The following is a 12020-nucleotide window of genomic DNA, read 5'->3' as shown; positions in this document are numbered from 1 at the left end:
GACATCATGACCTGGACCCGCACCGAGATGGCGGCACGCGCGGCACGTGAACTCCGGCCCGGCGACTATGTGAACCTCGGTATCGGCTTGCCGACGATGATCCCAGACCATCTCCCCGACAACTCGGGTATCACGCTGCACGCGGAGAACGGCATCCTCGGTGTGGGGCCGTACCCGTACGACGACGAGGTCGATCCGGACCTCGTCAACGCCGGCAAGCAGACTGTGACAGTCCTGTCGGGGGCGTCGTTCTTCGACTCGGCAACGAGTTTCGCGATGATCCGCGGCGGCCACGTCGACGTCGCCGTGCTGGGCGGTATGCAGGTGGCGAGCAACGGAGACCTCGCCAACTGGATGGTCCCCGGTGCGATGGTCAAGGGCATCGGCGGCGCCATGGATCTGGTGAACGGCGCAGGCCAGGTCATCGTGCTCATGGAGCACACCACCAAGAAGGGCGATCCCAAGTTGATCGCCGACTGCTCGCTGCCGCTCACCGGCCGTTCCGTGGTCAGCCGCGTCATCACCGATCTCGGTGTGTTCGACGTGAACGGTACGGGATTCGACGTCGTCGAACTCGCGCCGAACGTCGACTTCGCGACTGTCGAGGCGAAAACCGGTGCGCCGGTGGTAGACCGGACGTCCGCGAACGAGCCCGCAAAGGTCTAGCGAGTCGGGCGTGGTCTCGATACGGCGCCTCGCTGCGCTCGGTGCCTACTCGACCAGCGGTGGTAGCCGCGCTGCCGCGGTCCCGCCGGTCGAGTAGCCGCGCTGCCGCCGTCCCGCTGGTCGAGTAGCCGCGAACGGAGTGAGTGGCGTATCGAGACCAAGTCGACCGGCAGGTAGCGCATCAGCGCCGCAGCGCCGCGAGCTCCGATCGTGAGCGGATCCCGAGCTTGGCGTAGATGCGTGTCAGGTGATACTGAACCGTCTTGGGGGAGATGAAGAGTTCGGCCGCCACCTCGCGGTTGGACATGCCCCGGGAGACAAGCTCGGTGACGGCCTCCTCCTGCGGCGTCAGGTCCACGGCACCGCGATCGGATCGGAGGGCATTGAGTCCGCCCGCCTTGAGTTCACGTTCGCACCGCTCCACATACGTGGTCGCACCGAGCGACAGATACATCTCTCGCGCCGCACCCATGACGGCATCGGCCGCCCGGCGTTTCCCTGCGCGTCGCAGCGTCTGACCGTACGCGAAGTTGACCCGCGCCTGGTCGTAACGTAGTGGCAGCCCGTCCAGGAGCTCCAGTGCCTCTTCGAAAATTCTTCTGGCCTGGTGTATCTCGCCGGTCGCTCCGAGTAGTCGGCCGCGGGCGTACTTGAGTCGTGCGGATGCCGACCGGTGCCCGCGCAGTTCGACGAGGTCCTCGTACGGCCGTAGCAGGTCATCGGCTGCGCCGAGTTGGCCGTCGATGACGAGCGCGTTGGCCAGGACATCGACCCATGGCCACCATCCGGGTTCGCTGAGTCCGGGGATGTCGGTGGCCATCCGCATCAGCGGTTCCAGCGTCCGGCGCACCTTGCCGTAGTCGGCGGCGGACTCCGCGATCTGACTGCGCGCCAACAGGTCCGGAATCCGCATGATCTCGTAGTCGCCGACGGCGGTCGCCGCCTCCTGGACACTGCGCTCGGCCTCCTCCCATTCGCCGCGCAGCGAGTGGATCTGCGCCGCGGTCCAATTCAACAACGGCGTGGCCAGCGCGATGCCGCTGGTCCGCGCGAGCGCACGCCCCTGTTCCACGGTGTGCAGCGCCGGCTCCCAATCGCCGGTGAGAAATTGTGTCCGGGCCAGCCAGCCGAGCGCCCACAACGAAATCCGCGCCGAACCGCCGAGATTGGCCATGGACACCGCGGTCTCGAGGTTGCTGCGGGCTGCTCCGATGTCGTCGAGCCCCAGTTGCAGCCAGCCCCGGCCCATCGTCGCGCGTTGCGCCTGTGCCCCGAACCGAATCCGTTCCGTGAGGGCGGCGTATTCGGCGGTCGCCTCGGTAGGTCGTCCGGACCACGCGAGGCCGAGTCCGCGGATCACTGCCGCCTCCACGCCGGCGGGCGACTGGCTGCCGGCCATCGTGATGGCGCGGTCTGCCCATTCCACCAACTCGGTGCCCTGACATCGGACCAGGTTGTGCAGGACGTAGCGCTGCGCGATGAGGGCGGCGGTGTCCGGGTCACGGTCGAAATTGACGATGTCCCAGGCTCTGTCGAGGCGCACCTGAGCTTCGGCTGAACGGCCGCGCAAGATGGCGAGGTACGCGAGTGCGGCATTTCGCAGGGGAGTCTCCCGGAGGCTCTCCACCTGAGGCACCAACGCGCCGGCGCCCACGCAGTCGCCGGCGGCGAGCAACGCGTCCAACGCGAGTGTCGAACGTGTTTCGCGCACGAGCGGATCCGCTGTCAGTCGACCCGCCTGGGCAAAGAGCCCCGCCGCCTCCGCCCATGCGCCGTCGGAGCCGCGTTCGCGGGCCAGTGCGTCCAGGTCGTCGGCCAGGGCGGGGTCCGGGATCGCCGTCGCGGCGACGCGATGATGGAGCTGTCGGACGGGATCGGTGACAACCGACGCTGCCCGTTGGTGGAGATCCCCGACGGCGCGGATACCCATGACCTCCAGAATTGCGGCCCGGATCAGCGGGCCTGCGGTGTGTGGCTGTGTCTGTGCGGGTGTCAGCGCCGTCGGCGCCACCACCAAGCCGGTCCCCAGCGCCTCGTCGACCGCGGCGAGCGGGTCGTCGATCTCGCTGAGAGTGACCGCGGTGTCGAGCGAATCCATGTCGCTGAGCACGGCGATCGCCTCGATGAGGGCACGGGTCGGTGGGGTGGTACCCGCGAGCCGTCGACGAACCTCCGCCACGATGTGCGACGGCGCGGGCAGCTCGACGTCGACCCGGGACCAGGTGGCCGTGGGCAATTCGTCGAGGAGGGCGATGGCGTCGCGTGGATTGCCCCCGGTGTGCCTGGTCAGCCGGTCGACGACGATCGGATGGAGTACTCGTCCGCGCGCGGTGGCGAGGGCCGCGATGCTCTCTCGATCGATGCCCCCGAGGCGGAGGGTATCGGCCAGCAGCGCGCTGATCGCAGGCGTCGGATCGGCGGCGGTGAGTACTACGAGTACCGGTGCATCGCGATTCTGTTGCACCAGAGCTGCGATGTCGCGGACGAGTTCGTCGTTCTGGTCGGCGTCGTCGACCAGAACGAGCGCAGGTCCCGCAGCCGACCGGATCGCGCCCTCGACGTCGGACTGTGCCGGGCGTCCGTCCCACGCCACCCACGTATCGAGGTCGGTGTCCGCGGCGACCTGTGTGAGCCGTCGCAACATCGTGCTCTTGCCGATGCCGGCCTCGCCGATGAGAGCGATGAATTCCGGGCCGGTCGCCGCCCGGGCGCGCTCGAGGAGTTCGGCGATCTCGGCATCCCTTCCGAGACACTCCGCCGCGATGATCACCGTCCCATCGTATGTCCGATGCGGGAGGTTCAGCCCAGATCCCCGCCCGCCACCGGGAGCACGGTCCCGGTGATGTAAGCAGCCTCGTCGGAGGCGAGGAAGCAGATCGCAGCAGCCTGCTCGTCGAGGGTTCCGTAGCGTTTCACCAGCGACGACGAGACGGTCTGATCGATGTGCGCCTGGAACCACTCCTGTTCGATGGGGTTCGCCGGTTCCGGGGTCCCCCGAGAAATGCGGCGTGGCGGTGCCTCTGTGCCACCCGGGGCAGTGGCCACCACTCGGATACCGTTCTCGGCGAACTCCATCGCGAGCGAGGCGGTGATGGCATTGATGCCGCCCTTCGCCGCCGAATACGGGATGCGGTGGATACCGCGCGTCGCCGCCGACGACACGTTCACGATGACACCGCTCCCGGCGGTGATCATCGACGGCAGCACCGCGCGGCACGCATACAACGTCGTCATCAGCGACCGGTCGATCTCCGCGCGGATCTGCCGCTCGGTGAACTCCGTGAACGGCTTGAAGTTGATGGCGCCGCCCACATTGTTGATCAGCACGTCGACGCGGCCATAGGCGGCCACGGCCGTCCGCACCACCGACTCGGCTCCGTCATACGTCTCGAGGTCGGCGATGGCTGTGACGGCACCGGCTCCCGCGGCATCGAGCTGTCCGGCCAACTCCGCGACGATGTCGGAGCGGTCCGCGAGCACCACCTTGCCGCCCTCGGCGCTGATCCGCCGCGCGGCCTGAGCGCCGATACCTTGTGCGGCACCTGTGATCACCACGACCTTGCCGGTGAACCGCCCCGGTGAGACGAAACGGGGTCGATTCGTGGCCATCTCGTCGGCCATCGCGCGACGCATGGTCTCCTTGGACCGGTCGGCGTGGTCGGCGATCAATGTGCGCGCCGACGCGCGGTCGCCCGCCTCGAAGGCCGCCACGATGTCGACATGGTCCTGGGCGCAGAGCGGGTGGCACCAGGTGGCGTTGCGCAGCACCTCGCCCATGCGGCCCTTCACACCGAGTGCCTTGTAGGCCTCGAGGAGGTGGTTGTTGCCGGTCAGGGTGAAGAGGTAGTCGTGAAAGTTCGCGTTGGTCTCGGTGTACTCCGCGGCGTCCACGAACCGCTCACCCTCGACGAACGGCAACGTGGTCTCCGCGAGTAACCGGTAGCCGGCGAGTTGCCGGCTCGTGAGGCGGCCGAACGTCAGCTCGAGGGCACCGAGTTCCAGCGCGGCGCGTGCCTCGAACAGTGCGTCGGACTCGTGGATCGCCGGGTGTTCCTCGCCGATCTGGTAGCCCTCCGGGGTCACCATGGTGGCGTCGGGAGCGGGCTGTGCCGCTGGTGTCTCGGGGATCTCGGTTGCCGGGATCTCGGCTGTGGGGACCGCAGGCTGCGGTGTCGTCAGACCATGCAGGGGCTCGATCACGCTGGGCGCAAACACTTCCTGACCGGCGATGCCACGAGCGGCCACCGGCGCGACTGTGCCGTCGTCGGCGTCGAGATCTGCGCCGGCCCCGCTGACCGTCCACAGTTGCTGTCCGGCGATCCGCAACCTGGTGTCGTCGTCGCAGGGGGCCTCGACAGTTTCGGGCCACGGACCGATGTCCCAGGGCTCGATGTCACTCGGCGGCAGGGTGATCTGGCCGGCGATCGCGCGGGCGTCGGTGGCCGGGATCACCGGTTCATCGGTGGTCGTTGCCGATTCCGGTCCAGAGGCCATGACGGCGGAGGCCGTCTCGGTCTGGTTTGCCGCACCCGACGGAACGGCCAGGGCGAATTTCTCGTAGTAGAACCCGGTCGGCTCGATGCCCGCCTCGCCGACATGTTTGCGGACCGATTCCACCATCGGCGGTGGCCCGCAGAGATATATGGCGACGTCACCACCGTGGAGATGTCGCGGTTCGATCAGGCTCATCACGTAGCCCTTGTTGGCGGCGGCGCTGCCGGGGTCGGAGACGCAGTGGTCCCAGGTGAATCCGGGTAGCTCACCGGCGAAGTATTCGATCTCGTCGAGCGCGACCAGATCGACGTCGGTCGACACGCCGTAGATCAGGTGGACTCGGCGGTCGCTGTCGTCGTCGTGCAATTTGCGCAGCATCGAGAGGATGGGCGCGAGCCCGGTTCCGCCCGCCAGCAGCAGGACCGGTCGGATCGCCTCGCGGAGAAAGAACGATCCGTGCGGCCCGCTGAGGGTGATCGAGTCCCCGCGCTGCGCACGGTCGGTGAGATAGGTGGACATCGCGCCGCCCGGCGTCAGTTTCACCAGGAAGACGAGTCGTTCCTCGTGGGGACCGTTGGCGAAGGAATACGAGCGCGAGAGAAATCCGCCGTCACCGCAGTCGGTTCCGGGTACCGAGATGTTGACGTACTGGCCAGGCAGAAAGGCCAGGTCGCCACGGTTCGGGATCTCGATGGCGACCCGCATCGTGGAATCCGAGAGCCGGTCGAGCTCGACGACCGAACCGGTGAACGTCGAGGCCTGTGTCTTGGCGATGTCAGAGGTGGCCGAGATGTCGAGCACCAGGTCGGATCTCGGCTTCATCGAGCAGGGCAGAGCGTAGCCGGCGGCGGATTCGTCGTCGGAGAGTGCATCCTCGATGTAGGTGCCGCCGTCGTAGTCGCCGGGTTCGCAGAACGCCTTACACGTGCCGCACGCACCGTCGCGGCAGTCGAGGGGGATGTTGATCCGCTGCCGGTAGGACGCGTCGGCGACGGTCTGGTCCTCACGGCACGTGATGAACCGCGTGACACCGTCTTCGAAGGCCAACGCGATCTGATGGGTCCTGGGTTCGGCCCCGGTGGCGGCCGCCGTGTTCCGGCCTGTCGTGACAGTCATGTGCTGATATCCCTAGAAGTGGTAGATGTCCACCACGTGGTGGATGTAGTCGTTCTTGAGCACGATGGTCTTGCGCCGGATCAGCGGGTGCTCGCCGGAGAAGTCGATCGTGTAGAAGGACGTGCCGTAGTAGGGGTCGACCGTGTTGTACCGGAAATACATGGTGTGCCAGTTGAATCGGACGTCCACGAGGTCGCCTCGACGCTCGATGACCTCCACGTTGCTGATGTTGTGACTGGTCCGCGCCTCCGGCAGAGACGTCGCCGACGACCGCTCGGTCCGGATACGGAAGACCCGATCCTCCAGGCCGCCCTTGTTGCCGTAGTAGATGAGAGAGATCTCGCGCTGCGGGTTCTCGGTCAATCGGTCACGGTCGTCCCACGAGGGCATCCAGTAGACGACGTCGTCGGCATAGCACTCGAGCCATTTCTCGAACTCACGGTCGTCGAGGTACCGCGCCTCGCGGTAGAGGAACTGCTCGATCATGTTCTGGGTGATGAGTTGTGCCGAGGCGTTCGCGGTGGAGGTCTCGGCTGGCTCTGTGGTGGTCATGGGATCGTCCTGTCTGAGAAGGTTTTCGGGACGGGGTCTCGATACGCCGCTCCTTCGTCGCGGCTACTCGACCGGCGAATAGTATGGTGCGGCTACTCGACCGGCGAATAGTGTGGTGCGGCTACTCGACCGGCGTAAGGTGGGGAGCGGCTACTCGACCGGCGGTTGAAACCCCGTTGCCTTGCGCATCGTCTCCAGCCAGTAGCCGTGCTGAACCGGGTACAGACCTTCGTCCTCGTTCTTCACGCCGGCGGAGATGACACCGGTCATCCCGAGCGTCTCGGCCACCGGGTCGGGTCCGGTCAGCCAATGTTCGGCGCCGCGGCTCATGTCGTTCCACGGCGCGGCCTGCGCGCGGAAGGTGAGCTGGCAGGACCGGAATTCCTCGAGATCGTCGGGGGTCGCCATGCCGGAGGCGTTGAAGAAGTCCTCGTACTGCCGGATGCGGTGGGTGCGGGCCGCATCGCTCTCACCCTTGGGCGCGATGCAATAGATGGTCACCTCGGTCTTGTCCGGGGCGATCGGCCGGAAGTGGCGGATCTGTGTCGAGAACTGGTCCATCAGATAGACATTCGGGTACAAGCACAGATTGCGTGAACCCTTGACCATGAACTCGCCCTTGGCGTCGCCGAACTCCTCCTTGAGTGCGTCCATCTTGTCCCAGAGCGGTCGGTCCTGCGGGTTGGCGGCCCAGGTCCACAGGCAGAGATGGCCGTTCGGGTACGACCAGTATCCGCCACCCGATTTGCCCCAGCCGCCCGCGTCGAGGGCCTTCGTGTCGTTCTTCGATTCGCCCGTGCTGCGCCGCGACGTGGTGGCGGCATAGTTCCAGTGGGTCGCGGTCACGTGATAGCCGTCGGCGCCGTTCTCCGCCTGGACCTTCCAGTTACCGTCGTAGGTGTAGGTCGACGCCCCGCGCACCACCTCGAGGCCGTCGGGCGACTGGTCGACGAGCATGTCGATGATGGTTCGGGTGTCGCCGAGGTGCTCGTCGAGGGTCAGCACGTCGGGATTGAGGCTGCCGAACAAGAATCCGCGATAGGTGTCGAACCGCGCGACCTTGGTGAGATTGTGGGAGCCGTTGACATTGAAAGTGTCCGGATATCCGGCGTCCTCGGGGTCCTTGACCTTGAGCAGCGTTCCGTCGTTGCGGAAGGTCCATCCGTGGAACGGGCAGGTCAGCGTCATCCGGTTGTCGGTTTTGCGACGACAGATCATGGCGCCGCGGTGAGCGCACGCATTGATGAGGCAGTGCAGCTCGCCGTCCTTGTCCCGCGTGATCATCACCGGTTGCCTGCCGATGTACGTCGTGAAGTAGTCGCCCGGTTCTGGTACCTGGCTCTCGTGCGCCAGGTAGATCCAGTTGCCCTCGAAGATGTGTTTCATCTCGAGCTCGAAGATGTCCTCGTCGGTGAAGATGCGCCGGTTCGCCCGGTAGATGCCGGCTTCGCGGTCATCGATGACGGCATCTGCCAAGACCGAGTTCACATGGTGCGGGTTGTCGGTGGTCGACGCGGTCATGCTCTACCTCCAGGAACGATGAATGTGGGCCTTCCCTGCACTGTGGCACTGCGTGGTGCCGATCACACCAGGGCTATGGCTAGTCCTGACCAAGCATCTTATTGATCGTTTTGGTTTATCAATCAGGGAAAACTGTGTCCTTGTCAGGTATGTATCGCTGTCCTACCGTGGGATTCATACGTGGTGTCGATCACAGCAGGTCATCACGGTGAGACAGGACAGGAAATCGCACGGACATGGAGCTACGGCACCTTCGCTACTTCGCGGCCGTCGCCGAGACCTGCCATTTCGGGCAGGCGGCGGCGCAGTTGCACGTCGCGCAGCCCGCGCTGTCGTACGCGATCCGCCAGCTCGAGAACGAGCTGGACGTCACGTTGTTCACCCGGACAACTCGTCAGGTCGCTCTGACCCCGGCTGGTGAATACCTCAAAGGGGAGTCCGAGCGCATCCTGGCGGGTGTCGACGACGCCGTGGATGGCGTGCGCCGGATCGCCGCGGGCCGCAGTGGACTGGTCCGCCTGGGTCTGACCGGCATCGCGGCCTTCTCGCACTTACCGAGGATCGCGCGAATGGTCAGGCGTGAACTCCCCGACGTCGACCTCCAGATCCAGTCGGACATGCTCACACCCGTCCAGTGCGAGGGTCTGCGCACGATGGCGCTCGATCTCGGAGTGCTTCGTCCGCCGGTGGTCGGGGAGGAGATCGACATGCGCACGATCGACATCGAACCCATGGTGCTCGCCGTCTCGGTCGACCACCGCTTGGCGGTCGAGCCCGTGGTGTCGATGGACGACCTGCGCAACGAGATGTTCGTGATGTACGACAGCCGCGATTCGGCGGTCAACGATGCCGCGATCCGTAGCTGTCATCGTGCCGGGTTCGTTCCACAGCGAGCGCACGAGGCGCCGGGTACGGCGGTGCTGCTCGCACTCGTCGCCGCCGGACTCGGGGTGGCCGTCCTGCCGGCATCGGTCCGGTCGCTCCCGCTCGAAGGTCTGGTGATCCGCGATCTGGTCGACGGCGGCACCGTGGAGCTCGCGCTGGCCTGGCGTGCCGGACAGGACAACCCGGTCGTGCAGTCCGTCGCCGACGCCATCGCTGCCGCGTTTGCCGGCGCATACCTGGGAGAGAATCGATGAAAATCACTGCTATCGAAGCGATTCCGTTCGCGATCCCGTACCTCAAACCGCTGAAATTCGCCTCCGGCGAGGTACACACCGCAGAGCACGTCCTCGTCCGGGTCCACACCGATGACGGGGTGGTGGGCGTGGCGGAGGCACCGCCGCGGCCCTTCACGTACGGCGAGACGCAGGACGGCATCATCGCGGTCATCGAGAAGGTCTTCGCTCCCCAGGTGATCGGCCTGACGCTGCTCGAGCGAGAGGTCGTGGTCTCGCGGCTGGCGCGGACGATCGGTAACCCGACCGCGAAATCCGCACTGGACATGGCCATCTGGGACGCGCTCGGAAAGATGTTGACGCTCCCGGTGTCGGATCTGCTCGGCGGTTACACCGATCGTATGCGGGTCAGTCACATGCTGGGCTTCGCCGATCCGGCGACGATGGTCGCCGAGGCCGAGAAGATGCGCGGCACCTACGGAATCACCACCTTCAAGGTGAAGGTCGGACGCCGACCGATCACGCTCGACACCGCGGTCGTCCGTGCCCTCCGTGAACGATTCGGCGACGAGATCGACCTCTATGTCGACGGCAATCGGGGATGGACCGCGTCGGAGTCGGCCCGCGCGATGAAAGAGATGGCCGACCTCGGACTCCTGTTCGCCGAGGAACTCTGCCCCGCCGACGACGTGATGAGCCGCCGATGGCTCGTCGGCCAGGTCGATGTGCCGTTCATCGCCGACGAGTCGGTGCCGACCGCCGCCGACGTGACCCGTGAGATCCTCGGTGGCTCGGCGACGGCGATCAGCATCAAGACCGCACGCACCGGCTTCACCGCGTCGCGACGCGTCCACCATCTCGCCGAGGGACTCGGCCTGGAAGTGGTGATGGGCAATCAGATCGACGGCCAGGTCGGCACGTCGTGCGCATTGGCGTTCGGCGCCGCATTCGAATCGACATCGCGAAACGCCGGGGAGTTGTCGAACTTCCTGGACATGAGCGACGACCTCCTGACCGAGCCACTGCAAATCCGGGACGGATATCTGCACCGATCATCGGCCGCTGGAATCGGCGTCGAGATCGATCCCGACAAACTGGCCCACTACCGACTCGATCGGAGCTGACGAGATGCTCTTCCACGTACGGATGGACGTCAACATCCCGCACGACCTGGACCCGGACACCAAGGCCGAGACCGTGGCACGGGAGAAGGCCTATTCGCAGGAGCTGCAACGGTCCGGCAAGTGGCCGCACATCTGGCGGATCGTCGGGGAGTACTCCAACTTCTCCATCTTCGACGTGGCCGACAACGATGAACTGCACGGCATTCTGTCCGGGCTTCCGTTGTTCGCCTACATGGACATCTCGGTGACCCCCTTGGCCACCCACCCCTCGGATATCGCTGCGGGCTGACCGGCCCTCACCCGAAGCGTCAGCCCACAGGCCAGCACAGAAGGAGTTCCACCCATGACCGACATCAGCTTTGTGGCCGAAACGTCCGCGAAAGCCGCCGACTCCGGGGCCAACGCCTCGGCCCGGTTCCGGGAGCGCATGGCGGGCGGCGGCACCCGCTCCGGTGTCGTCGACACCGAGCGCGTCAACTACCTCGCCGGCAAGGTGGTCAAGAGCCTCAACGACATCATCCTGTCCGACCGGGTCAGCTACGAGGAATACAACGCACTCAAGGCATGGCTGATCCGGGTCGGCGAGGACGGCGAATGGCCACTGTTCCTCGACGTGTGGCTCGAGCACTCGGTGGAAGAGGTCGCCAACGAGCATCGTGAGGGCAGCAAGGGCACGATCGAGGGTCCGTACTACATCGACGGCGCGCCCGAACTCCCCTGGAACGGCACCATTCCGATGCGCGACGACGAGCCGGGCACGCCGCTCGAGTTCGCCGGGCAGGTGCGCGCGGTGGACGGCACCCCGTTGTCGGGCGCCACGGTCGAGCTCTGGCACGCCGACGACCTCGGCTTCTATTCGCAGTTCGCACCCGGACTGCCGGAATGGAATCTGCGCGGATCGTGGACTGCAAACGAGGACGGGCGCTTCGAGATCCACACGCTGCGACCGGCTCCGTACCAGATCCCCACCGACGGCGCGTGTGGTCAGCTCATCGAGGCGGCGGGTTGGCACGCCTGGCGCCCGGCCCACCTGCATTTCAAGGTGAGCGCTCCCGGTTACGAGCTGATCACCACACAGCTGTACTTCCCGGGTGACCCGCACAACGACGACGACATCGCCACGGCGGTCAAACCGGAACTCATGCTCGACCCGCACTCCACCCCGAACGGCGAAGGCGTCGTCGTCAACTACGATTTCGTGCTCGATCCCGAGGGCTGAGCACGGCTGCCGATCGACTGCACTGACCGCCGATCGGGGCCTTGTCTGCTGATCCAGTAGCCGATGAGCGGAGCGGGGAGCTCCTGACCGCTGATCGAGTAGCCGATGAGCGGAGCGGGGAGCTCCTGACCGCTGATCGAGTAGCCGACGAGCGGAGCGAGGAGGCGTATCGAGATCACCACCGCCACAGCGTTGGAATCCGGTACGCCC

General features: G+C 66.0%; 10 protein-coding genes. 5 read left to right on the top strand and 5 right to left on the bottom strand.

All coding sequences use genetic code 11. The features are described from left to right. Positions 1-6: 6 nt before the first annotated feature. Entirely contained in the window at positions 7-666 is a 660-nt protein-coding gene (locus ACPXCG_RS02850; protein ID WP_425788890.1) for a 3-oxoacid CoA-transferase subunit B, read from the top strand. 181 nt (positions 667-847) lie between these two features. On the opposite strand, the gene ACPXCG_RS02845 is transcribed toward ACPXCG_RS02850, so the two are convergent. From ACPXCG_RS02845 to benA, 4 genes are all read right to left on the bottom strand, one after another. Then, positions 848-3436, bottom strand: a complete 2589-nt coding sequence (locus ACPXCG_RS02845; protein ID WP_425788888.1) for a LuxR C-terminal-related transcriptional regulator — start codon at positions 3434-3436, stop codon at positions 848-850. Positions 3437-3465: 29 nt separating this feature from the next. Beyond that, positions 3466-6276, bottom strand: a complete 2811-nt coding sequence (gene benC / locus ACPXCG_RS02840) for a benzoate 1,2-dioxygenase electron transfer component BenC (protein WP_425788886.1) — start codon at positions 6274-6276, stop codon at positions 3466-3468. A gap of 12 nt (positions 6277-6288) precedes the next feature. Next, a complete protein-coding gene (gene benB / locus ACPXCG_RS02835) occupies positions 6289-6828 on the bottom strand; it encodes a benzoate 1,2-dioxygenase small subunit (protein ID WP_425788884.1) in 540 nt (179 codons plus the stop codon). 150 nt (positions 6829-6978) lie between these two features. Then, complete coding sequence (gene benA, locus ACPXCG_RS02830) at positions 6979-8349, bottom strand: benzoate 1,2-dioxygenase large subunit (RefSeq protein ID WP_425788882.1); 1371 nt, start codon at positions 8347-8349, stop codon at positions 6979-6981. 236 nt (positions 8350-8585) lie between these two features. On the opposite strand from benA, the gene ACPXCG_RS02825 reads away from it, so the two are divergent. Genes ACPXCG_RS02825 through catA form a run of 4 tightly spaced genes read left to right on the top strand, consistent with a single transcriptional unit; the run spans position 8586 to position 11810 of the window. Further along, on the top strand, positions 8586-9488 hold the full coding sequence (locus tag ACPXCG_RS02825) for a LysR substrate-binding domain-containing protein (RefSeq protein ID WP_425788880.1): 903 nt from the start codon (positions 8586-8588) through the stop codon (positions 9486-9488). Continuing rightward, positions 9485-10591, top strand: coding sequence for a mandelate racemase/muconate lactonizing enzyme family protein (locus tag ACPXCG_RS02820; RefSeq protein WP_425788878.1), 1107 nt, complete (start codon positions 9485-9487; stop codon positions 10589-10591). Before ACPXCG_RS02825 ends, ACPXCG_RS02820 begins: the two co-directional genes overlap by 4 nt. A 4-nt stretch (positions 10592-10595) precedes the next feature. Continuing rightward, a complete protein-coding gene (gene catC, locus ACPXCG_RS02815; protein WP_425788876.1) occupies positions 10596-10880 on the top strand; it encodes a muconolactone Delta-isomerase in 285 nt (94 codons plus the stop codon). Between the two features lie 54 nt (positions 10881-10934). After that, positions 10935-11810: a catechol 1,2-dioxygenase gene (catA, locus tag ACPXCG_RS02810; RefSeq protein ID WP_425788874.1), complete on the top strand. Its 876-nt coding sequence runs from the start codon at positions 10935-10937 to the stop codon at positions 11808-11810. Here the strand turns inward: catA and ACPXCG_RS02805 are convergent. Then, positions 11780-11992, bottom strand: a complete 213-nt coding sequence (locus tag ACPXCG_RS02805) for a hypothetical protein (protein WP_425788872.1) — start codon at positions 11990-11992, stop codon at positions 11780-11782. The two genes, catA and ACPXCG_RS02805, sit on opposite strands and share 31 nt — an antisense overlap. Between the last annotated feature and the right edge of the window lie 28 nt (positions 11993-12020).

The organism is Gordonia sp. DT218 (genome assembly GCF_049847105.1).
In the GTDB taxonomy this organism is placed as follows: Bacteria; Actinomycetota; Actinomycetes; order Mycobacteriales; family Mycobacteriaceae; genus Gordonia.
The sequence above is the reverse complement of the archived record's forward strand: the minus strand, read 5'-3'. Positions and strand labels throughout refer to the sequence as shown.

Excerpts from the sequence above, each read along its gene's own strand:
- ACPXCG_RS02850 (WP_425788890.1), top strand. The coding sequence starts at position 7 with ATGACCTGGACCCGCACCGAGATGGCGGCACGCGCGGCACGTGAACTC.
- benC (WP_425788886.1), bottom strand. The coding sequence starts at position 6,276 with ATGACTGTCACGACAGGCCGGAACACGGCGGCCGCCACCGGGGCCGAA.
- benB (WP_425788884.1), bottom strand. The coding sequence starts at position 6,828 with ATGACCACCACAGAGCCAGCCGAGACCTCCACCGCGAACGCCTCGGCA.
- benA (WP_425788882.1), bottom strand. The coding sequence starts at position 8,349 with ATGACCGCGTCGACCACCGACAACCCGCACCATGTGAACTCGGTCTTG.
- ACPXCG_RS02825 (WP_425788880.1), top strand. The coding sequence starts at position 8,586 with ATGGAGCTACGGCACCTTCGCTACTTCGCGGCCGTCGCCGAGACCTGC.
- ACPXCG_RS02820 (WP_425788878.1), top strand. The coding sequence starts at position 9,485 with ATGAAAATCACTGCTATCGAAGCGATTCCGTTCGCGATCCCGTACCTC.
- catC (WP_425788876.1), top strand. The coding sequence starts at position 10,596 with ATGCTCTTCCACGTACGGATGGACGTCAACATCCCGCACGACCTGGAC.
- catA (WP_425788874.1), top strand. The coding sequence starts at position 10,935 with ATGACCGACATCAGCTTTGTGGCCGAAACGTCCGCGAAAGCCGCCGAC.